A 19349-nucleotide genomic window follows, 5' to 3' on the forward strand; every position below is an offset into this window, starting at 1 on the left:
CGGGGTCGGCGACTGGCAGCGATGGCGAAGGGTAGCCCAGTGGCTGTTCGCGGAGCGCAGGATCCGGATAGCACGCTGTGCCCTTGGTGCGGATCCTGCACGCATCCTTCCCGTGGAGCGGCACCATGACCTTCCGTGTAGTCGGCCTCGACCCGTCACCCTTCGTTCCGCTGTATGCCTTGTCTGACGACGAGCTGGTCGCGCGCGGCGCGCGTCGTGTCCGCGTGGGCGCGGACGGCGGGGTGCCGGACCGCGTCGAATTGCGTGACCTCGTCGACGGCGAGGTCGCGCTGCTGGTCAATTACGTGCACCAGCCGGCGCATTCGCCGTATCGGGCGAGCCATGCCGTGTACGTGCGCGAAGGGGCGACCGAGGCGCGCATCGTCGATGGCGGCGTGCCGGAGGTGATGCGTCGCCGCCTGCTGTCGCTACGCGCATTCGATGCGGCGCACATGATGGCGGAGGCCGACGTGGTGGACGGCGTCGACGCCGACGCGCGCATCGTCGCGATGTTCGCCAATGCCGACGTCGACTACATCCATGTGCACTACGCGCGTCCCGGCTGCTTCGCCGCGCGCGTGGAACGGCTGGTCGCCTAGGCGCGTCCGCGGCGCGTGCGCTTTGCCTCGTACATGGCGCGGTCGGCGCGCGCGAGCACCGCTTCCGCATCGACCTCGCCCGTGCGCGCAAGCACCACGCCGACGCTGGCGCCGCGGTAATCGACATGGCGGCCGTTGCCGACGTCGAAGCGTCCGACCGTGGCCGCTTCGAGGCGCTTGCACAGCACATGGGCCGCGGCTTCCGCGTTTTCGCGCGGTACCGTGCCCGCCACCACGAACTCGTCGCCGCCGATGCGCGCAACCACGTCGCCGCCACGCAGCGCCGCTTCCAGCGCGCGCGCCATCGCGACCAGGAAGCGGTCGCCGACTTCGTGGCCGTACGCGTCGTTGATCGCCTTGAATTCGTCGAGGTCGATGTACGCGACCACCAGCGCGCGGTCGTCGCGTTGCACGCGGGCCAGCATGCGCGACAGCTCCTGCGCCAGCGAGCGCCGATTCGGCAGGCCGGTGAGCGGATCGGCCAACGCGGAGGTCGCCAGCTCGCTGTTCATGCGCTGCAGCTGTTCGATCATCCGCTCGCGTTCGATGTGATAGCCGATGAGTCGCGAGAACAGGCGCAGGACGTTTTCGGCGTCGGCGTCGAGCACGTGGCGTTGCGCACTGGCCGCGCACAGCGTGCCGAACAGCGCGCCGTCGCCCATGCGGACGGGAACGCTCACGTAGGTCTGCAGGCCGAGCGCCGCGGCAGCCTCGGAATCGCCCCAGCGGCCCGGCACGTCGTCGCACTGCGTGCGGCCTTCCTCGAGTGCGCGGCGACACAGCGTGTCGTCCCACGGCACCGTCAGGCCTTCCGGAATGTCCAGGCCGCCGGCGTTGCGCGAGAACAGGATGTGCTGCTCGCCCGCGGTCTCGTCGACCTCGGTGAGATATGTCGACTCGAGGCCGGTCACCGTCTGCAGCATTTCCAGCAGCGGGCGAACGAGTTCGTCCAGCGTGCGGGCGTTGTCGAGCGATTGCGAAAGCTGTGCGAGCAGGCGTTCCATCGGTCATCCCGGCGGTGATGAACCGATTTTGCATGATGGGCCGATCCTGTGTCGCACGCTCGCGCGACACGCAGCGGCTCGTCGTCGCGTGTTCATCGACCCCGGCCTATCCTCGAAGCCGAGGAGGCACGGCCATGGCGACAGGTTGGGCAGGCGACGGCGCGGTGCAGGACCAGATCGACGCGACGGTGGGCGACGCGATCCGCCGCGCGCGAAGCCGGCTGCCGCAGGGGCCGGGCCGCAGTCACTGCGAGGAATGCGAAGCGCCGATTCCCGAGGCGCGGCGACAGGCCTTGCCCGGCGTGCGGCTGTGCGTCGCCTGCCAGGAGTTGCACGACGCCGACGAGAGTGCGGTCAGCGGCTACAACCGGCGCGGCAGCAAGGACAGCCAGCTGCGCTGATCAGTCGGGGCGTGGGTTGAGCAACGCATCCAGGCGGTCGAGCAGCGGACGCTGGCTGTCGAGCATCTTCGCGTGTGCTTCGTCGAGCGCGAACCATTGCGCGCGATCGACTTCCGGGAACTCGCTCAGCTTTCCGCTGCGTGGCGGCCACTCCATCTGGAACGCGATGCTGCGCAGGTCGGCGGGATCGAACTCGCCTTCCATCGCGAACGCCTCCACCCATTTGCCGCCCTTCTGACGAAGCCGGCCGAGCGGCACCAGATCGCCCGTCGCCGCCATGCCGAGTTCCTCCTCGAATTCGCGACGCGCCGTCTGTTCCGGTGTCTCACCCGGCATGGGGCCGCCTTTCGGAATGCTCCACGCACCGGCATCGCGCGATTGCCAGAACGGGCCGCCGGGGTGCGCCAGCAGAACGTGCAGCCCATCGGGGCCGTTGCGATAGAGCAGGATTCCGGCGCTTTCCTGGGGCATGCGTCGTCGTTCCCGAGCCGGCGCGGAGTCTTGCCGCAGCGCTGCGTCGGCCGCGTGAAACTACTGCGGGCGCAATGCCGCTTCGCGATCGTCGGCGCGTTCGACGCGCTCGGCTTCCAGCGCATCCAGGTAGGCCTCGAGCGTGAGCCCCGCGGCGTCGGCCTCGAGCGTTGCCGGCGTCTCCAGCGCAGGCGCCACGCGGATCGAAAGCGGTGCGTCGTCGTTCGACAGCATCACGCGTGCGTGGCGCAGCATCGCGATCGCCATGCCGGCGCTGTCGGTCGATGCGACCACGCGGCCGCCGAGCACGAGCGCGTATTCGTCGTCGCGCCGGGCGATGCCGCCGACGATGCTCTCGTCGGCCGTCAGAAGATGCGCGACGGCCGGCATGTTGCGGCCGCTGCCGTTGCCGTCAGGCCGACGTCGTGGATGGCGGGGGCGCGAGGAAACGGGCATGGCGTCGGTCGGCGAAACGGGCGCGCAGTCTGCACCCTCGCGCGCGGCGGCGCGAGTGGCGCATCGCGTCGTCCCTCAGTCTTCCAGCCCGTTGCGGCCGCTGCGGCCGCCCGACAGTTCGCCCGTTGATTCCGCCGTCGCATCGTCTATGGAGGTGCCCATGGCGGCGCTCGAATCCGCGCCGTCGACGCGGCGCCCGCCGGCACTGCGGTCGACCACGCGGCCCGGGCCGCCCACGTTCGACGCGGCATCGCGTCGCGGTGCCGCGCGATGCGTCGCATCGTCCATCAGCTCGCGGCTCTCGATCGCCGAGCGCAGGCCGCTCTCGTCACTGCCGACCAGGTTGCTGTTGCCGTAGCCGCCGTCTTCATGCGGGCGCTTGCTGCTGGTCATGATCGTGCTCCGTGGGGCGACGCATCCAAGCCTCGCGCGCGGGCCGTGACCCGCGCGTCGCGGTCAGTGCCGCGGTTGCTGACGTTCGACATCGAGCCGCTGCAGGATGCTGCCGTGCACGCCGGTGCCGATCGCGAGCGGACGGTGCAGGTTGCCCGTTTCGATGGGCGCTTCCGGCGCCTGCTCCTGCATCAGCTGCTGCATCGCGCCGGTCATGCCGTGCGTGATCGTCTGGGAGAGTCTCTCGGCGATCACGGCGGCGGTGGCCGACAGCCCGACCGTGACCTCGTCGCGCGGCGCGTTCACCACGCCGACGATGGCGTCGATGATTTCGTCGGCATCGGTGATCGGGAATGGGTGCAGCGTGTGGCCGGTGTAGTTCGCGGCGTGGTCGAAGAACGGCGTGTCCGCGGCCATCGGCAGCACCGCGCAGACGTGGATGTCGGTGGCATCGACCGCGGCGAGTTCCTGCCGCAGCGCATCGCACAGGCCGACGATGCCGTACTTGGTCGCGCAATACGATGCGTAGTAGGGAGCGGGCGTCCGGCCGAGCATCGATGCGACGTTGATCAGCGTGCCGTGGCCGAGCTGGCGGAAATGACGCAGCGCGACGTAGCTGCCGGCGATCGCGCCGCCCATGTTGGTCTGCATCACGCGCATGTGGTCGTCGAGCGGAACGCGTTCGAACGGCCCGAGCGCCGCGACGCCCGCGTTATTGATCCACACGTCGAAGCGATTGAACTTGGCGATCGCCGCGGCGGCGAGTTTCTCGACGGCGTTCGGATTGCCGACGTCGCAGGTCACCGCGATCGCGTTGGCGCATTCTTCGGCGAGCTGGTCGAGCAGGTTGCTTCGGCGCGCGGCGAGCACGAGGTTGAAGCCTTGCTCGGCGAGACGGAGCGCGACGCCGCGGCCGAAGCCACTCGAAGCGCCGGTGATGACTGCGGTGCGTGCCGGCATGGTCGATTCCCGATCGGAGTGGTCGACAGGCTGCACGACCGGCCGTGGTGGCCGGGTGTTGGTCGTTCAGTGCGGGCGAGCGCGATCGATCGAGCCGCGGCTACCGCGCGACGATGCATCGTCGACAGGCCAGTGCACGTGGTCGGCCTGCACGCGGGGGCGCGGCAGGTCGGCCTGCAGGCGGTGGGCGGGAATGCGCGCGGAGCGTCCGGCAAGGCGTTCGAATTCGAGGATGTCATGTGAGCAGAAGATATCGACGTCGCCGACATGCTGGCGGCGCAGTTCGCGCAGGCGCTCCTGGTTGTGCAGGCGCGCGCGTCGATCCTTCTCGAGCATCCACTGGTACAGGCGCAGGCCCGGCGTGCAGTGCGGTCGCACCGGGTCGAGTTCCGCGTGATAGAAGTAGGCGTCGCCTGCGTTGAGCTTCCATTGGCCCTTGCTGCGCACGGCCACGCCGACATGGCCGAACGTGTGGCCGTGCAATGGCACGAGCAGCACGTCGGGCGGCAGGCCTTCGAGATCGCGCACGCAATCGAATCCCATCCACTGCTCGCCCGATGAGCCGGCGTATGTATGCCAGTGGCCGCGCGTCGACCACTGCTGCGGCCGGAAGCGCTGGCGATCCAGCCACGTCGTCTGCTGCTCTGCGTACTCGCGCTCGCGCGTCATCAGGTGCACGCGTGCATGCGGGAAATCGTCGAGCCCGCCGGCGTGGTCGAAATCGAGATGGGTGAGCACGATGTCGCGAACGTCGCGCGGGTCGAATCCCATGCGCTCGACCTGGCGGATCGCCGTCATCTCTTCGCGCAGGTCGGGCGCGACAAGGCCGAGGAAGAACCGCGAGAGCCGGCTGTGCGGATCATGCACGTCGCGCAGGCCCATGCCGGTGTCGACGAGGATCAATCGATCGTCCGCTTCCAGCAGCAGGCAGTGCGAGGTGAGATGACCGCGTGCGACGAACGATCGCGTGCAGCCATCCATCAACCGCCCACCCAGCGGGCAGGTCGAAATGCAGTTGAGGTGGTGGATCTTCATGGCCGGATGCGCTCGGTCGACGGCGCGAGGCTCGCAGGGCCCCGGTCGGCAGGCCGTGACAGCGGCCCGTTCAGCCCAGCGCGTGCGGCAGCACCTTGGTGCAATCGGCGCGAACGGCGAGCGCGGCCAGGTCATCGGCGCGTGTCGCACCGCGCGTGACCAGCGCGATCGGCAGGCCGGCCTCGTGCGCCATGCGGGCGAAGCGGAAACCCGAATACACCATCAGCGACGAACCCACGACGAGCAATGCATCGCTGGCCGACAGCGCATCGCGCGCATCGTCGAAGCGTGCGCGGGGCACGTTCTCGCCGAAGAACACGACGTCCGGCTTGAGCATGCCGCCGCAGCGCGTACAGGGTGGAATCACGAAGTCGTCGAAGTCGACGCGTGAGAGGTCGGCATCGCCGTCAGGTGCGAACGCGGTGATAGCGTCGGCCCAGCCGGGGTTGGCATGGGCGAGCCGCGCCTGCATGGCATCGCGTGGCGTGCGGACGTCGCAATCGAGGCAACGGACGGTATCGAGCCGGCCGTGCAGGTCGACGACGTTTTCGCTGCCCGCACGCTGATGCAGGCCGTCGACGTTCTGCGTGAGCAGTAACGACATGCGGCCGTGCGCTTCCCAACGCGCGAGCGCGGCATGCGCAGGATTCGGCTGCGCGCGCGAGAACACCGGCCAGCCGGCAAACGACCGCGCCCAATAGCGACGCCGCGTCGAATCGTCCTGCGTGAACGCCTGGAACGTGACCGGCGGCGTACGCTTCCAGCCGCCCGCTTCGTCGCGATAGTCGGGTATGCCCGATGCCGTGCTGCAGCCGGCGCCCGTCAGCACGAACACCCGCTCGAGCGGCGCGAGCCAGTCGCGCAGGATGCGCGCATGGGCGGTGGCGTCGACATCGGCGATCACGTGCATGCGGGCATCCTAGCGAACGCCTTCGTCGAGGAGATGACGTGATGACCACCGACCGACGCCCGCCGTGGAAAAAGCCTGCGCCCAAGGGCGGAGGCGCGCATCTCACGCCATCCAGAAACACGCCGCGAAGGAACGCGCGGAGGCGGCGGGACGCCGCTATCCCAACCTTGTCGACAACATGTGGGCGATGAAGCAACCCAAGGGCGACGGTCAGACGTAGATCATCTTGCGGCTCATGCCGCCATCGACGACGAAGTTCTGGCCGGTGACGAAGCCGGCCGCGTCGGACAACAGGTAGACCGCGAGTGCGCCGATGTCCTCGGGCGTACCGACGCGACCCACCGGATGCTGCGTGTGGTCCTTGCGCCCCAACTTCGGCCGACGTCGCGATGCCGGCTTCCGCCACGCCTCGGTGGGCACCCAGCCGGGGCTGATGCAATTGACGCGCACGTCGGGCCCGGCGCTGATGGCGAGCGAATGGGTGAGCGCGACGAGCCCGCCTTTCGTCGCCGCGTAGGCCTCGGTATCGGGTTCGGATTGCATCGCGCGCGTCGACGCGATGTTGACGATGGCGCCGCGTGATTCGCGAAGCGCCGACAGTGCGTCGCGGCTGCACAGGAAGGCACTGGTCAGGTTGACCGCGAGGTAACGGTTCCAGTCCGCAAGCGACAGCGACGCCAGCGGGCCGCTGTGCGGATCAGCGTTAGCCGCGTTGTTGACGAGGCCGTCGATGCGGCCGAACGTGCCGTGTGCGGCATCGATGAAGCTTCGTACGGAACGTTCCCTCGCGACGTCGAGATGCACGAACATCGCGGCGGCGCCGGTATCCCATTCATCGATGCATGCCTGTCCGGCATCGTCGTCCGTATCCCCGATCACTACTGCCGCACCCGCGGCGAGTGCGCATTGCGCGATGCCGCGGCCGATACCCTGCGCGCCGCCGGTGACGAGCACCACGCGGCCACGCAGGGGGTGCGGATCGACAGATGGAACGGGTGGCGTCAGGCCCATGCGTCGATCGCGTGGCGCTTAGTGCAGTCGGCTGAGATCGCTGTTCAGGCGACGCTGAAGCTTCTTCGCCGCGCCGCTGATGGCGGCGCCGATGGTGTCGGCGTCGTCGGATGCCGCGACCGGCGGGCGTCCCTCTACCTTGGCTTCCAGCAGGCAATGTCGATCATTGGCACCACGACGCTCCGCGTTCTTGTCGTGCAGGTGCACTTCGATGCGCGTGACCTGGTCGGCGTAGCGCGAGAGCGCGGTATCCAGCGTCTGGCGCACATGGCGCTCGACCGATTCGTCGTACTGGATGTGGTTGTCGTGGTTGATCTCGATATGCATGGCGACATCCGTCTGTTGGGGCCGATGTCCAACCTAGACGGTCGGCCGTGGACAAGAAGTTCATCGCGTGCGCGCAGTGCGCGAACGCTCGGCGTCGATGGCGCGGAAGATGTCCTCCGTCATGGGCGTCCAGGTGCTCCACGCGTGCTTGCCTGGACGAACGAGCACGTGATCGTGCGGGAGCGCTTCGGCCACCAGCGGCATGCCTTCGCGCAGGTAATCGTTGTCGCCGTACCCGAGCCACACGTTGCGGACGCGCTCGGGCTCGTTGCGCCACGTCTTCATCTGCTTCCACAGATCACGCTGCCAGAAGTCGCGTTCATCGATGGACGACGACGCGGGCTGCCAGTCGTCCAATCCGCCCGCGGCGCGGATCTCGTCGTGGATCGCGCGTTCGCCGGTATACGGCGCGAGCAGCACCATGCCGTCGACCTGGCCCGGATACATCTCGTCGTAAAGGATGCCGCCCATGCCACCGAGCGATGCGCCGACCAGCCATATCTCCGTGTACGCACGGCGCCGCGCGGGCATCAGCACCTCGTCGTGCAGGCGCCGCGGGGCGCTGCGATCGGTGTAGTAGGGCATCGACAGCTCGGCGAACAGCACGTCGGCGTCGGGCCAGACACGCTGAATAACCTCGCCGATACCGCTGCGGCGCAATGACTCCAGCCGGTCGCGGCGCCCTGGCAGGACCACCACCAATCGGTGCGAGCCGGCGTTCGACGGCAACAGCGCGGTGGGCACGGGGCGGGCGGTGTTCACGCGCGTCGGCATGCACGCGAGCAACGCACTCGCCGCCAGCAGGACTACCGACCACCGCAGCAGGCGCATGCGACTCCCTCCATTCAGCAAACCCGAGTCTCGCAGGCGCGCGTTACGGCGTGGTCGAGAGCGGGGGATTCATGCGCATTCATCGTCATGCGCGCGAGGACTGTGACGTCCGCACGTCGCGGCTCACGCGCACTTGATGATTGGTCGACCACGATGGGGCCCTCTGAAATCCGGATTGCCGCGAACGTGCTGACCCCTGGTCGACCCCGCGCAGAACGGGGCCTGCCCTGGATCGCGTCCTCATCGAAGGACAGCGAGATCCTGCGCCTGCGTGGCCTCGTGGCGACGCTGGCGTCCGTCGCCGAGCATCCAGGCAGCACCGAATCCTTCATCGAGTACGCGCTGGACAAGGTCGTCGAGATCACGCGCGCTACCGGTGGCGTGGTGCTGCTCGACAATGGCGATGCCGGCCTGACGGTGGCGTGCGCGCGCGGGCAGATGGAGCGCGTGCAGATCGATGCCTTCAACGGCGGCCAGACGCTCGCCTGCGCGTGCCTCGACGCCGGAACGTCGCTACGCAGTGATGCGACCAGCACGGACGAGCGCATCCGCGGTGACGTGCGTCGCCGCCATCACCTGCATTCGCTGATCGCCGCACCGTTGCGCTACGGCGACGCCACGCAGGGCGTGCTCGAGATCTGTTCGTCCGTGACGCACGCGTTCGACGACATCGACGCGCAGGCGATCGCGCTGATCGGCAATGCGATGGGCGGCGCGCTCGGGCGCCAGCTCGCGCTGGAGGAAAACGCGCGGCTTCTGCGGCGCCTGCACGATGCGCTGCTCGACACGCAGGCCACCGCGCAGATGTACCAGGATGCCGCGTCGCTCGACGCGCTAACGGGACTTCCGAACCGCGCGACGTTCGAAGCACAGCTCGAGCAGGTGTGCGCAGCGCACGACGGCCAGCCGCATCGCTTCGGCGTGCTGTTCATCGATCTCGACGACTTCAAGGAAATCAACGACACGCACGGCCATGCCACCGGCGACGCCGTGTTGCGCGCCGCGGCGGGCGTGTTGCGCGAAACACTGCGCGATACGGACGTCGTCGCGCGGTTGGGCGGCGATGAATTCGTGGTGCTGCTGTCGTCGCTGCGCGATGCCGATCGCGACGTGCGCTCGGTGGCCGCGGCGGTCGAGGACGAACTGGCGCGTCCGCGCGTGATCAACAGCGCGCGGCTGCGCATCAAGTGCAGCGTCGGCTGGGTGATCCACGACGGCACCGCGCATGCGTCGGAGGTCCTGCATGCCGCCGACGAACGCATGTACGAGCAGAAGCGGGCGCGTCGCCAGCGCTGACGGACCACTTGACGCTCACACCGGGGGCGCTATTCATCCGCGGCTGCGGCAACGACGCCGCGACCGACCATGGAGGCCCCGATGTCCCGTATCCCCGCAGCCCGCGCCCTGGGCCTGGCCGTTATCGCCGCACTCGCGCTCGCCGCGTGCAAGGGCAAAGGCAGCAACGACACGCTGGCCGACGGTGCGACCGACGCCAACTCCGCCGCCACCGGCGCGACTGCGACCGGCCCCGGTGCCCCACCGGTGAGTCCTGCGGACCCGGTGGCCAGCACTGGCGCCACCGGCGTGCCGGGCAACGCCGGCGCCGCTGCGCCCGGCCCGATGCTGGTCCTGGTCCCCGACGGCCCGCACGGCCCTTACCTGACCAACGCGGCAGGAAACGCGCTGTATTACGTCGAGGGCGACGAGGACGGCCGCAAGTGCGTCGGCCCGTGCATCCAGTCGTGGCCGCCGGTGCTCGCCGACACGCAGCAGCCGACCGGCGCTGCGGGCCTGCAGGGCGCGGCGATCTCGGTCATCACGCGGCCGGACGGCACGCGGCAGGTGACCTTCGAAGGCCACCCGCTCTACCGCTATGCGGCGGACGCCGGCGTGGGCCAGGCCAACGGCGATGGCGTCAAGGACAAGTTCGGCAGCTGGCACGTCGCCATGCCGGGCGCGGGTGGTGATTCGTCGGATGCGGCCGCGGCGGGCGCGACGAGCCCGTCGGGCAACTGACCTAAGCAATGCGGGCGGCCGGCGAGCGCCGGTCGCCCGTCAACCGTGGGCGCGGCGCGGCCCGAAGGCGGCGCTGGGGTCGATCGCGTCGCGACCGGCCGGGGACAGGCAGCGATCCCAGGAAATCTGCAACAGGCCCTTGGCGTAGAGGTCGTCTTCGAGCTGCTTGTCGATCTTGGCGCGGCCGTCGACTGCTAGCAGACGCAGGGCCGCCAGCTCGCGCGGGCTGATGATCGTTGAATGCGTGAGGGTGTTCATGAGCGCGGCTCCCCGGGTCGTGCAGGAACCAGTCTGCGGGGCGGCGAGCTCAAGGACACGTGAAGCCGGCCGGCCTCGACCGCCGGGCGCGGACCGGCGGCCCGAACCGGGCGTTCCACGGCGCACGAAGCGCCGCGTGGAACCCGTCAGTCGCCCAGCACCAGCAGGAACGGGCCGAGCTGCGAGGTCATCGACACCAGCACGTGCATGCCGTCGTCGAGCGCCGACACCGGCGTTTCGAAGTCCGGAGGCGACGCGCGATAGGTCGCGTCCTCCGGCAGGCTGTCCTTGACGACGTAGCCCATCAGCACGTTGACGAGCTCGCCGAGCGCGTCGAGCGCCAGCTCCTCGTCGCAGGCTTCCGGCGGGATCGACAGGAAGGCCTGCGCGATCGCATGCATGGTGGCGTGGTCGCAGGCCACGCCGATCGCCAGCGGGCGCTCGGCCGACACGCGCACCAGCGCCATCGCGTCGGTGGCCGGCGGGTTTTTCGGGTCGGCGACGCTGGAGAACTGGCACTGCGTGCGCAGCAGGCGCGGAAAGAGCTTGTTGCAGGTCGCGATCGAGTTGCCGATGCGACGGCCGAGCTGGTGCGACGCCAGCATCGTGTCGAGCGAACGCACCGCTTCGTCACGTTCGCCGGCGTGTGCGCGCAGCTCCTCGTCCAGGCTCTCGCGGCTCACGAAACCTTCCTCGACCAGGATCTCGCCGAACAGCTTGCGGCGCGACTTCTGTTCGTCCAGCAGCACGCCGACTTCATCGGCGGTGAGCAGGCCCATCGCCTGTGCGAGGTCGCCAAAGCGCTTGTCCTCGCGACGCTGGCGTTCGTTGATCGCGATCGCCTGGTCGGCGGTGATCATTCCGCGCTCGCAGGCGAGCTCGCCCAGTGCGGGATTGGAGACGCGCTGGATCTCGAGCGCGCGCAGCAGTTGGGCGGCGTCGATGACGCCCTTTTCCAGCAGGAACTGGCCGAAGAACTTGGCTGCCATGTCGAAGGCCTCAGGCGGTGGCGACGGTGGTGACGTCGGCCAGCACGCGCGCGAGCGTGTCGCGATCGATCGGCTTCTGCAGGTAGCTCTTCGCGCCCATCTTCAGGCACTGCTCGATGTCGTTCTGCGCACCCAGCGAGCTGAGCACGACGACCTTCGCCGCCGGGTCGAGCTCGAGGATGCGCTTGAGCGCGGCCTTGCCGTCGACCTTCGGCATCACCAGGTCCAGCAGCACGATGTCCGGCTTCAGCGCCAGGTACTGCTCGACGGCCTTGATGCCGTTGTCCGCCTCGCCCGCCAGCTGGTAGCCGCAGGCGTCGATCTGCTGCGCGGTGAGCATGCGCAGCGCGCGGGAGTCGTCGCAGAGGAGAACCGTCGGGCGGGCAGTCATGGTGGTGTCCTGCGCGCATCCGGTGCGCGTTCCGTGGGCCATCGGCGTCGACCCTCGGAACTTCGTAACGGCAGGGTCGGGCAAAGCTTGAGGGCGATCACGCGATGACGAAAGCAGCCGCGGCGCGACCGGCCCGCAGTCCGCTGGCGAAGCAGGCGGTGAGCAGGTAGCCGCCGGTGGGCGCCTCCCAGTCGAGCATCTCGCCGGCGACGAAGACGCCGGGCCGGCCGCGAACCATCAGGTCGTCGTCGAGCGCCTCCAGCCGCACGCCTCCGGCCGAGCTGATCGCCTCCGCGATCGGTCGCGGCGACTGCAGGCGAAGCGGCAGGCGCTTGAGCGCGGCCGCGAGGCGCGCCGGGTCGTCCGGAAGCGGGTGGCCGAGCACCTCGTGCAACAGGCCCGCGCGCACGCCGTGCACGCCGGCCTGCCGGCGCAGGTGGTCGCTCAGGCTGCGGCCGTTGCGCGGGCGGGCGAGGGCGGTGCGCAGCGTCACCTCGTCGCGGCCGGGCACCAGGTCGAGTTCCAGCAGCGCCGAGCCATCGCGCGCGATCGCGTCACGCAGGTCGGCCGACAACGCATACACCAGGCTGCCCTCGACACCCGCCGCGCTGACCACGCATTCGCCCTGCAGCGAACGACGCGCGCCATGGACGTCGGTCCAGTGCGCGATCACCGGCTTCAGCGGCGCACCCGCGAACCGGTCGATGAAATGCGGCGTCCACGCGACGTCGAACCCGCAATTCGCCGGAACGAGCGGTGCGATGTCGACGCCTGCGCCGGCGAATGGCGACACCCATGCGCCGTCGGAGCCGAGCTCCGGCCAGCTGGCGCCGCCGAGCGCGAAAACCGCTGCGCGTGGCATTGCGTCGACCGCGCCATCCACGGTTTCGAATTGCAACGCGCCGTCGTCCGTCCAGCCGGTCCAGCGATGCTGCACGTGGAAACGCACGCCGGAATCGCGCAGCCGGCGTACCCAGCCGCGCAGCAGCGGCGCGGCCTTGAGGTCGGTCGGGAACACACGGCCCGAACTGCCTACGAATGTCTCGATGCCGAAGCCGCGCGCCCAGTCGCGCAATGCGTCCGCGTCGAAGTCGTCGAGCCAGCGCCCGACCTCGGCCGCGCGCTCGCGATAGCGCGCATCGAACGCGGGCCGGGGCTCGCTGTGCGTCAGGTTCAGGCCGCCCTTGCCGGCGATCAGGAACTTGCGCCCGACCGAACCCTTCGCCTCGAACAGGTCCACGTCGACGCCCGCCGCGCGCGCGACTTCCGCGGCCATCAGGCCGGCCGGCCCGCCGCCGATGATCGCGATGCCGGGAATGTCGAGTCGTGCGGGTTCCATCGCGTGGTGGTGTCGGATCGGGGGCGCACAGCATGCCTGCAGCGGCGTGTCGCACGGTATCGTCCGCGCTCGCCCTGCCGAACCCGACCGATGACGCCACGCCTGTCCGCCTGCCTGTTCGTCCTTCCACTGCTGCTCGCGGTACCCGCGCATGCGCAAACGGCGCAACCCGATGCGGTCGTCACGACGCCGGCGTCCACCTTGCTCCCCGCGCAGCTGGCCGACTTCGACGCCTACGTCGAATCCGACCGCAAGCGCTTCAACGTGCCGGGCATCGCCGTCGCCATCGTCAAGGACGGCCACGTCGTGCTCGAAAAGGGCTGGGGCGTCCGCAGGATGGGCGCGAACGATCCGGTCACCGCGCACACGATGTTCGCGATCGCGTCGAACACCAAGGCGTTCACGTCGATGGCGATCTCGATGCTGGCTGACGAAGGCAAGTTGTCGCTGGACGATCGCGTGATCGACCACCTGCCGTGGTTCCGCATGTCGGACCCGACCATCACGCGCGAAATGCGCATCCGCGACCTGCTCGCGCATCGCTCCGGCCTGAGCCTCGGCGCGGGTGACCTTCTGTACTGGCCGGGCACCACGTACAGCGGTCGCGAAGTCGCCGAACGCCTGAAGGACGTTCCCATCAACGGCAGTTTCCGCGGCCAGTACGCATACGACAACATCCTGTTCGGCGTCGCGCAGCAGGTGGTCGAGCAGGTAAGTGGACAGAGTTTCCAGGCGTTCCTGGACTCCCGCATCCTCGCGCCGCTGGGCATGAACGAGACGCGCTACAACAGCGATTTCCTGAAGCCGGGCGATGAGGTGGCGACGGGCCACGCCGCGTTCGATTTCAAGGACGTCAAACCGCTCGCCGCGCCGATGACGTGGTCGAACGTCGCCGGCGCGGGCGGCATCTATTCGAGCGTGCACGACATGGCGCGCTGGATGGAGCTTCACCTCGCCGACGGCGTGATCAGTGGCAGCGGCGACAGCGAGAAGCGCCTGGTCAGCCACGATCGCCACAAGGCGATGTGGCAGGTGGTGACGCCCATTCCCGTCGCCGAACCGTCGGTGCCGCAGCTCGCGCCGCTCAAGCCGAATTTCGCTGGCTATGGCGAGGGCTGGTCGCTGTCGGACTACCGGGGCCACAAACTCGTCTGGCACACCGGCGGGTGGCCCGGCATGGTGTCGAAGGTGACGATGGTTCCGGACCTCGGCGTCGGCGTGGTGGTGCTGACGAATGCGGAGATGGGCGGCGCGTTCAACGCGATCGTCTACCGCGTGCTCGATGCCTACACCGACGCGCCGAAGACCGACTGGGTTGCGGCCTACGGTGCCGCGCTCGACAAGCAGCGCGGCGATGCCGACGACAGCTGGAAGAAGCACGTCGCCGCGCGCGGCGCGTCGTCGAAGCCGTCGCTGCCGCTCGCGAAATACGCCGGCACCTACCGCGACCCGTGGTACGGCGATGTCGTGGTCGAACGCGCCGGCAACGGGCTACGACTGCGCTTCACGAAAACGCCGGAACTCACCGGTCGCCTCGAACCCTGGCAACACGACAGCTTCATCGTCCGCTGGGACCAGCGCTGGCTGAATGCCGATGCGTTCGTGGATTTCGACCTCGACCACGACGGCGTGATCCGTGGCGCGCGCATGGAGCCCGTGTCGCCGCTCACGGATTTCAGCTTCGACTTCCAGGACCTGCGCCTTGCACCCGTGTCGACGCCGTAACGTGCACGGGTTCCGGTCTATGCTGCCCGGACCACACGGGAAGCGCGCATGAGCATCGTCGCCATCATCATCGTCATCCTCGGCCTGTGGCTCGCCTTCAAGGCGGTCGGGCTGGTCGTGCGCCTGCTGATCTGGGCGGTGGTCATCGGCGCCGTGTACTGGCTGCTCGCGCCGCACCTCGGCCTGCCGATGCCGGGTTGATGGCGAACACCGCGGAGGGGGACCGCACATGAACTGGCACGTCTATTCAATCGGCCCGATCGACTACGGCTGGCATTACCTGCGCACCGTGCGCGAAACGCTCGAAGTCGCTGCCGTTCCGTGCGAAGGCAGCGACCCGCGCGAGGGCGTCGACACCTCGGCGACGCTCGCGTTCCTGAAGAGCTGGGAGTCGGCGAAGGAAGCCGCACTCGCCGCCGGCTGGGAGGGCGGTTTCCGCCTGGAGCCGCGTGTGTTCTGGCTGCCGGACGACCTGCAGATGGCGCACGGATTCGTCTTCAAGCAGGACCACAACGGCGCGACCTTCATCGCAAGCCCCAAGCCGCTTCCGCACCTGGCGGCGCTCGTCGACGCCTGAACGGGGCCGTCGCGCCACGCCGGCGCGGCGAAGCGGCTCCGTACAATGGCGACCATGCTGCTGAACGTCGCCGCCTACCATTTCGCCGAACTCCTCGACGCCGACACGCTCGCCGACACGCTGCGCGCGGCTGCGGAAGCGCGCGATGTGCGCGGCACGATCCTGGTCGCGCCCGAAGGCGTGAACCTGTTCCTTGCCGGCGAAGAAGCCGGCGTGGAATCCGTGCTCGAGCTGCTGCGCGCCGATGCGCGCTTCGCCGGCCTCGAAGTCAAACGCAGCTGGAGCCGCGCGCAGCCGTTCGGCCGCCTCAAGGTCAAGCGCAAGCCGGAGATCATCACCTTCCGTCGCGACGGCACCGCGCCGCTGGATGCGCGCGCGCCGGCGGTCGATCCGCCCACGCTCGCGCGCTGGATCGAGCAGGGGCATGACGACACCGGGCGTCGCCTGGTCATGCTGGACACCCGCAATCGCGAAGAGTTCGACTACGGCACGTTCGATGGCGCCATCACGCTGCCGATCGACAACTTCACCGATCTGCCCGCCGCGCTCGAACCGCATCGCGAATCGCTTGCCGACGCCACCGTCGTCAGTTTCTGCACCGGCGGCATCCGCTGCGAAAAGGCCGCGCTTTGGCTGCAGGCCGACGGCATGCACAACGTCCTGCAGCTCGACGGCGGCATCCTCGGCTACTTCGAACAGGTCGGCGGTTTCGGCTACGCCGGCCGCTGCTTCGTGTTCGACGGCCGCGTCGCGCTCGATCCGCGACTGCAGCCGCTGGTCGACGACGCGGCCTGAGGCGTCATCGGCGTTTCACCGGCCCTCGGCGGCCCATGCGGTTTGCTTGCGCGCAGCGGCAACGACGCCGCCTGCCGAGGACACACCATGGATCTGCGCGACGACCGCCGCGCCGCGGCCCCCGACCGCGACGAGAACATCCAGAAGCTTCGTGATCTGGCCAAGGGCCTGCATGTCGCGATGCTCACCACGCAGGGCGACGACGGACGACTGTTCAGTCGCCCGCTCGGCGTTGCCGAAGTCGAGTTCGATGGCGATCTGTGGTTCGCGACGGGCTACGACAGCGAGAAGGTGCGCGAGATCGAAAGCAATCCGCAGGTCAACGTCGCATTCGCGTCGAGCGACAACGGCACCTACATCTCGATCTGCGGCCGTGCCGTCGCGACGCGCGACCGCGCCGACATCGAGCGCCACTGGAAGGCGTACATGGCGCCGTATTTCGACGGCGGCAAGGACGACCCGAATCTCTGCCTGATCCGTGTCGAAGCCGAGAGCGCCGAGTACTGGGACGGCCCCGGCACGATCGCGGGCAAGGCGCTGCATTTCCTGCTCACCGCGGTGACGAACGATCCGGGCTCGCTTACCGATAACCAGCGGATGAACCTGCAGTAGTCACCATCGGGCAGCGCGTCCCCATGGGCGCGCTGCGTTCGGGGATCAGGAACTCGGCGTGGACTGCGCGTCCCGATACATGATCAACGTCGGCGGCCTACGCCGCGCCGGTCGTCAACGCGCAGCAGGCGCAACGCCGCCTTGCTTCAGCGATCGCGTCGCGGAAAGCCACCGCGGCCACCACGCGGCGGCCCGCCATCGCCACGACCGCCACGCGGTGGACCACCCGCATCGCGTCCGCCGCGCGGGCCCTCGTCGCGTCGGATCTTCAGCTGCTGGCCGGCGACGCGCACGCGCTTGAGGTGTTCCATCGTCTCGTTCGGCATGCCGCCGGGAAGATCGATCAGCGTGAAGTTGTCGCGGATGTCGATGCGGCCGATGAAGCGACTCTCGAGATCCGCTTCGTTCGCGATCGCGCCGACGATGTTGCCCGGCTTGACGCCGTGCACGTGGCCGACCTCGATGCGGAACGTTTCCATGCCCGGATCGGGGCCGCGCTGGGGGCGCTCGTGGCGCGGCGCGCTGTCGAACTGGCGTTCGGCGTCGTTGTGCACGCGCGGTTCGCGCTCGAAACGCGGGCCACGCGATTCGAAATCGCTCGTCGGACGCGCGGGACGATCGGTGTCGTGGTCGCGACGCGGCGGGCGGGCGTCATCGCCCATCGGACCACGCTCGATGCGCGGCGGCGCGTCATCGCGCTCGAAACGTGCGGGGCGCTCGGCTGGCGAAGGCGTGCGATCGCCGTAAGGCTTGCCGTCACGATCCTGCCGCGGTGCACGGTCGTTCCGCTCGAAGCGCGCCGGGCGCTCGGGACGCGCGTCGCGATCGAAACGCGGCGCTCGGTCGCGATCGTTGGCGCGTTCGCGCTGCTGCGCGGCGAGCAGCGGGTCGTGTCCGGTCGGCATCAGCAGCGGCGACTCGCCCTGCAGCAGGTGCGCGAGCGCGGCGGCGATTTCCACCGCCGGCACGTTGCGTTCGTTCTCGAAGCGCTCGACCAGATCGCGATACATCGGCAGGTCCGACGATTCCAGCGCATCCGAAATGCGACCCAGGAACTTGTCGACGCGACGCGCGTTCACCGACTCGATGCTCGGCGGCTCCATCGGTTCGATCGGCTGGCGCGTCGCACGCTCGATGGCACGCAGCATGCCGCGCTCGCGCGGCGTCACGAACAGGATCGCTTCGCCGGTGCGGCCCGCGCGACCCGTGCGACCGATCCGGTGCACGTAGCTTTCGGTGTCGTACGGGATGTCGTAGTTCAACACGTGGCTGATGCGGTCGACGTCGAGGCCGCGCGCAGCGACGTCCGTCGCGACCAGCACGTCGATGCGACCGTCCTTGAGCTGCTGCACGATCTTCTCGCGCTGCGCCTGCTGCACGTCGCCATTGAGCGCCGCGGCGGCGATGCCACGCGCCGACAACTTGCCCGCAAGCTCCTCGGTCGCGAGCTTGGTGCGCGCGAACACGATCATCGCGTCGTAGGTTTCGGCTTCGAGCACGCGGGTGATGGCGTCGAGCTTGTGGTGGCCGCTGACCGACACGAAACGCTGGCGGATGTTCGCCGCGGTGGTCGTCGTCGACTTGATGGCGATCTCGACCGGATCCTTCAGGTGCGTCTGCGCGATGCGGCGGATCGGCGGCGGCATGGTCGCCGAGAACAGCGCGACCTGGCGCGTCGGCGGCGTGGCGTCGAGCACGGCCTGCACGTCGTCGATGAAGCCCATGCGCAGCATTTCGTCCGCTTCGTCGAGCACGAGCATGCGCAGTTCGGACAGGTCGAGCGTGCCGCGCTTCATGTGGTCGATCACGCGGCCCGGCGTGCCGACGACGACGTGCACGCCGCGCTTGAGAGCGCTGAGCTGCGGCGCATAGCCCTGGCCGCCGTAGATCGGCAGCACCTGGAATTTCGGCAGGTAGGTCGCGTACTTCTGGAACGCCTCCGCGACCTGGATCGCGAGCTCGCGCGTCGGCGCCAGCACCAGCGCCTGCGGCTTGGCGCGCGCGGGGTCGATGCGCGCGAGAACCGGCAGCGCGAACGCAGCGGTCTTGCCGGTGCCGGTCTGCGCCTGGCCGATGACGTCGCGGCCCGCAAGCAGCGGCGGGATGGTCGCGGCCTGGATGGGCGAGGGGGTTTCGTAGCCGACATCGGCCAGCGCGCGAAGCAGCGGCGCGCCGAGTTCGAGGTCGCTGAAATTGGGGGTTACGGGTTCGTTTTCGGCGCTCATGGCAGCGGGAACGTCAGCGCCGGG

The 19349-nt window shown here is 69.1% G+C and carries 24 protein-coding genes; 9 read left to right on the top strand and 15 right to left on the bottom strand.

Annotated elements, in window-relative coordinates:
* The first annotated feature begins 125 nt into the window (after positions 1 to 125).
* Positions 126 to 599: a DUF1203 domain-containing protein gene (locus tag ACKTTN_RS07010; RefSeq protein WP_407909159.1), complete on the top strand. Its 474-nt coding sequence runs from the start codon at positions 126 to 128 to the stop codon at positions 597 to 599.
* On the opposite strand, the gene ACKTTN_RS07015 is transcribed toward ACKTTN_RS07010, so the two are convergent.
* Positions 596 to 1603 carry a GGDEF domain-containing protein gene (locus ACKTTN_RS07015; protein ID WP_407909160.1) on the bottom strand — a complete coding sequence of 336 codons (1008 nt, stop codon included), beginning with the start codon at positions 1601 to 1603 and terminating at the stop codon, positions 596 to 598. The two genes, ACKTTN_RS07010 and ACKTTN_RS07015, sit on opposite strands and share 4 nt — an antisense overlap.
* 134 nt (positions 1604 to 1737) lie before the next feature.
* On the opposite strand from ACKTTN_RS07015, the gene ACKTTN_RS07020 reads away from it, so the two are divergent.
* Positions 1738 to 2004: a DksA/TraR family C4-type zinc finger protein gene (locus tag ACKTTN_RS07020; protein ID WP_407909161.1), complete on the top strand. Its 267-nt coding sequence runs from the start codon at positions 1738 to 1740 to the stop codon at positions 2002 to 2004.
* Here the strand turns inward: ACKTTN_RS07020 and ACKTTN_RS07025 are convergent, their stop codons facing one another.
* The 9 genes from ACKTTN_RS07025 to ACKTTN_RS07065 all read right to left on the bottom strand — a co-directional run bounded on the left by ACKTTN_RS07025 (position 2005) and on the right by ACKTTN_RS07065 (position 8398).
* Positions 2005 to 2475, bottom strand: coding sequence for an NUDIX domain-containing protein (locus tag ACKTTN_RS07025; protein ID WP_407909162.1), 471 nt, complete (start codon positions 2473 to 2475; stop codon positions 2005 to 2007). It abuts the gene before it with no gap.
* A 60-nt stretch (positions 2476 to 2535) separates the two neighbouring features.
* Positions 2536 to 2931, bottom strand: coding sequence for a hypothetical protein (locus ACKTTN_RS07030; protein WP_407909163.1), 396 nt, complete (start codon positions 2929 to 2931; stop codon positions 2536 to 2538).
* 75 nt (positions 2932 to 3006) lie between these two features.
* On the bottom strand, positions 3007 to 3324 hold the full coding sequence (locus ACKTTN_RS07035; RefSeq protein WP_407909164.1) for a hypothetical protein: 318 nt from the start codon (positions 3322 to 3324) through the stop codon (positions 3007 to 3009).
* A gap of 63 nt (positions 3325 to 3387) precedes the next feature.
* Positions 3388 to 4284 (bottom strand): SDR family NAD(P)-dependent oxidoreductase, encoded by an 897-nt coding sequence (locus tag ACKTTN_RS07040; protein ID WP_407909165.1) that lies wholly within the window; start codon positions 4282 to 4284, stop codon positions 3388 to 3390.
* A 66-nt stretch (positions 4285 to 4350) separates the two neighbouring features.
* Positions 4351 to 5319, bottom strand: a complete 969-nt coding sequence (locus tag ACKTTN_RS07045; RefSeq protein ID WP_407909166.1) for an MBL fold metallo-hydrolase — start codon at positions 5317 to 5319, stop codon at positions 4351 to 4353.
* A 70-nt stretch (positions 5320 to 5389) separates the two neighbouring features.
* Positions 5390 to 6229, bottom strand: coding sequence for an NAD-dependent protein deacetylase (locus tag ACKTTN_RS07050; RefSeq protein ID WP_407909167.1), 840 nt, complete (start codon positions 6227 to 6229; stop codon positions 5390 to 5392).
* Between the two features lie 210 nt (positions 6230 to 6439).
* Positions 6440 to 7240 (bottom strand): glucose 1-dehydrogenase, encoded by an 801-nt coding sequence (locus ACKTTN_RS07055; protein ID WP_407909168.1) that lies wholly within the window; start codon positions 7238 to 7240, stop codon positions 6440 to 6442.
* An 18-nt stretch (positions 7241 to 7258) separates the two neighbouring features.
* Positions 7259 to 7567, bottom strand: coding sequence for an HPF/RaiA family ribosome-associated protein (locus tag ACKTTN_RS07060; RefSeq protein ID WP_407909169.1), 309 nt, complete (start codon positions 7565 to 7567; stop codon positions 7259 to 7261).
* 60 nt (positions 7568 to 7627) lie between these two features.
* Positions 7628 to 8398, bottom strand: coding sequence for an alpha/beta hydrolase (locus tag ACKTTN_RS07065; protein ID WP_407909170.1), 771 nt, complete (start codon positions 8396 to 8398; stop codon positions 7628 to 7630).
* A gap of 186 nt (positions 8399 to 8584) precedes the next feature.
* Here ACKTTN_RS07065 and ACKTTN_RS07070 point away from each other — a divergent pair, with 186 nt between their 5' ends.
* Together ACKTTN_RS07070 and ACKTTN_RS07075 are read left to right on the top strand one after the other, a co-directional pair.
* Positions 8585 to 9694: a diguanylate cyclase domain-containing protein gene (locus ACKTTN_RS07070; protein ID WP_407909171.1), complete on the top strand. Its 1110-nt coding sequence runs from the start codon at positions 8585 to 8587 to the stop codon at positions 9692 to 9694.
* Between the two features lie 81 nt (positions 9695 to 9775).
* Positions 9776 to 10414 (top strand): COG4315 family predicted lipoprotein, encoded by a 639-nt coding sequence (locus ACKTTN_RS07075; RefSeq protein WP_407909172.1) that lies wholly within the window; start codon positions 9776 to 9778, stop codon positions 10412 to 10414.
* 39 nt (positions 10415 to 10453) lie between these two features.
* Here ACKTTN_RS07075 and ACKTTN_RS07080 read toward each other — a convergent pair whose 3' ends face one another.
* The 4 genes from ACKTTN_RS07080 to ACKTTN_RS07095 all read right to left on the bottom strand — a co-directional run bounded on the left by ACKTTN_RS07080 (position 10454) and on the right by ACKTTN_RS07095 (position 13391).
* Positions 10454 to 10672, bottom strand: a complete 219-nt coding sequence (locus tag ACKTTN_RS07080) for a hypothetical protein (protein ID WP_407909173.1) — start codon at positions 10670 to 10672, stop codon at positions 10454 to 10456.
* Between the two features lie 146 nt (positions 10673 to 10818).
* Positions 10819 to 11661, bottom strand: a complete 843-nt coding sequence (locus ACKTTN_RS07085) for a chemotaxis protein CheX (RefSeq protein WP_407909174.1) — start codon at positions 11659 to 11661, stop codon at positions 10819 to 10821.
* Between the two features lie 10 nt (positions 11662 to 11671).
* Positions 11672 to 12052: a response regulator gene (locus ACKTTN_RS07090; RefSeq protein ID WP_407909175.1), complete on the bottom strand. Its 381-nt coding sequence runs from the start codon at positions 12050 to 12052 to the stop codon at positions 11672 to 11674.
* A gap of 97 nt (positions 12053 to 12149) precedes the next feature.
* Entirely contained in the window at positions 12150 to 13391 is a 1242-nt protein-coding gene (locus ACKTTN_RS07095) for a TIGR03862 family flavoprotein (protein WP_407909176.1), read from the bottom strand.
* Between the two features lie 90 nt (positions 13392 to 13481).
* On the opposite strand from ACKTTN_RS07095, the gene ACKTTN_RS07100 reads away from it, so the two are divergent.
* From ACKTTN_RS07100 to ACKTTN_RS07120, 5 genes are all read left to right on the top strand, one after another.
* Positions 13482 to 15116: a serine hydrolase gene (locus ACKTTN_RS07100; RefSeq protein ID WP_407909177.1), complete on the top strand. Its 1635-nt coding sequence runs from the start codon at positions 13482 to 13484 to the stop codon at positions 15114 to 15116.
* A gap of 48 nt (positions 15117 to 15164) precedes the next feature.
* Positions 15165 to 15317 (top strand): hypothetical protein, encoded by a 153-nt coding sequence (locus tag ACKTTN_RS07105; RefSeq protein ID WP_407909178.1) that lies wholly within the window; start codon positions 15165 to 15167, stop codon positions 15315 to 15317.
* A 28-nt stretch (positions 15318 to 15345) separates the two neighbouring features.
* Positions 15346 to 15693, top strand: coding sequence for a hypothetical protein (locus ACKTTN_RS07110; protein ID WP_407909179.1), 348 nt, complete (start codon positions 15346 to 15348; stop codon positions 15691 to 15693).
* 54 nt (positions 15694 to 15747) lie between these two features.
* A complete protein-coding gene (locus tag ACKTTN_RS07115; protein ID WP_407910029.1) occupies positions 15748 to 16488 on the top strand; it encodes a sulfurtransferase in 741 nt (246 codons plus the stop codon).
* 87 nt (positions 16489 to 16575) lie between these two features.
* Positions 16576 to 17100, top strand: a complete 525-nt coding sequence (locus ACKTTN_RS07120; RefSeq protein WP_407909180.1) for a pyridoxamine 5'-phosphate oxidase family protein — start codon at positions 16576 to 16578, stop codon at positions 17098 to 17100.
* A 146-nt stretch (positions 17101 to 17246) separates the two neighbouring features.
* On the opposite strand, the gene ACKTTN_RS07125 is transcribed toward ACKTTN_RS07120, so the two are convergent.
* Positions 17247 to 19325 (bottom strand): DEAD/DEAH box helicase, encoded by a 2079-nt coding sequence (locus tag ACKTTN_RS07125; RefSeq protein ID WP_407909181.1) that lies wholly within the window; start codon positions 19323 to 19325, stop codon positions 17247 to 17249.
* Positions 19326 to 19349 lie beyond the last annotated feature (24 nt).

Origin of the sequence: Lysobacter claricitrinus, assembly GCF_045866565.1 — a bacterium.
GTDB lineage: Bacteria > Pseudomonadota > Gammaproteobacteria > Xanthomonadales > Xanthomonadaceae > Cognatilysobacter > Cognatilysobacter claricitrinus.

Coding starts and splice junctions, on each gene's coding strand:
- ACKTTN_RS07010 (WP_407909159.1), top strand. CDS start 126: ATGACCTTCCGTGTAGTCGGCCTCGACCCGTCACCCTTCGTTCCGCTG.
- ACKTTN_RS07015 (WP_407909160.1), bottom strand. CDS start 1,603: ATGGAACGCCTGCTCGCACAGCTTTCGCAATCGCTCGACAACGCCCGC.
- ACKTTN_RS07020 (WP_407909161.1), top strand. CDS start 1,738: ATGGCGACAGGTTGGGCAGGCGACGGCGCGGTGCAGGACCAGATCGAC.
- ACKTTN_RS07025 (WP_407909162.1), bottom strand. CDS start 2,475: ATGCCCCAGGAAAGCGCCGGAATCCTGCTCTATCGCAACGGCCCCGAT.
- ACKTTN_RS07030 (WP_407909163.1), bottom strand. CDS start 2,931: ATGCCCGTTTCCTCGCGCCCCCGCCATCCACGACGTCGGCCTGACGGC.
- ACKTTN_RS07035 (WP_407909164.1), bottom strand. CDS start 3,324: ATGACCAGCAGCAAGCGCCCGCATGAAGACGGCGGCTACGGCAACAGC.
- ACKTTN_RS07040 (WP_407909165.1), bottom strand. CDS start 4,284: ATGCCGGCACGCACCGCAGTCATCACCGGCGCTTCGAGTGGCTTCGGC.
- ACKTTN_RS07045 (WP_407909166.1), bottom strand. CDS start 5,319: ATGAAGATCCACCACCTCAACTGCATTTCGACCTGCCCGCTGGGTGGG.
- ACKTTN_RS07050 (WP_407909167.1), bottom strand. CDS start 6,229: ATGCACGTGATCGCCGATGTCGACGCCACCGCCCATGCGCGCATCCTG.
- ACKTTN_RS07055 (WP_407909168.1), bottom strand. CDS start 7,240: ATGGGCCTGACGCCACCCGTTCCATCTGTCGATCCGCACCCCCTGCGT.
- ACKTTN_RS07060 (WP_407909169.1), bottom strand. CDS start 7,567: ATGCATATCGAGATCAACCACGACAACCACATCCAGTACGACGAATCG.
- ACKTTN_RS07065 (WP_407909170.1), bottom strand. CDS start 8,398: ATGCGCCTGCTGCGGTGGTCGGTAGTCCTGCTGGCGGCGAGTGCGTTG.
- ACKTTN_RS07075 (WP_407909172.1), top strand. CDS start 9,776: ATGTCCCGTATCCCCGCAGCCCGCGCCCTGGGCCTGGCCGTTATCGCC.
- ACKTTN_RS07080 (WP_407909173.1), bottom strand. CDS start 10,672: ATGAACACCCTCACGCATTCAACGATCATCAGCCCGCGCGAGCTGGCG.
- ACKTTN_RS07085 (WP_407909174.1), bottom strand. CDS start 11,661: ATGGCAGCCAAGTTCTTCGGCCAGTTCCTGCTGGAAAAGGGCGTCATC.
- ACKTTN_RS07090 (WP_407909175.1), bottom strand. CDS start 12,052: ATGACTGCCCGCCCGACGGTTCTCCTCTGCGACGACTCCCGCGCGCTG.
- ACKTTN_RS07095 (WP_407909176.1), bottom strand. CDS start 13,391: ATGGAACCCGCACGACTCGACATTCCCGGCATCGCGATCATCGGCGGC.
- ACKTTN_RS07100 (WP_407909177.1), top strand. CDS start 13,482: ATGACGCCACGCCTGTCCGCCTGCCTGTTCGTCCTTCCACTGCTGCTC.
- ACKTTN_RS07105 (WP_407909178.1), top strand. CDS start 15,165: ATGAGCATCGTCGCCATCATCATCGTCATCCTCGGCCTGTGGCTCGCC.
- ACKTTN_RS07110 (WP_407909179.1), top strand. CDS start 15,346: ATGAACTGGCACGTCTATTCAATCGGCCCGATCGACTACGGCTGGCAT.
- ACKTTN_RS07115 (WP_407910029.1), top strand. CDS start 15,748: ATGCTGCTGAACGTCGCCGCCTACCATTTCGCCGAACTCCTCGACGCC.
- ACKTTN_RS07120 (WP_407909180.1), top strand. CDS start 16,576: ATGGATCTGCGCGACGACCGCCGCGCCGCGGCCCCCGACCGCGACGAG.
- ACKTTN_RS07125 (WP_407909181.1), bottom strand. CDS start 19,325: ATGAGCGCCGAAAACGAACCCGTAACCCCCAATTTCAGCGACCTCGAA.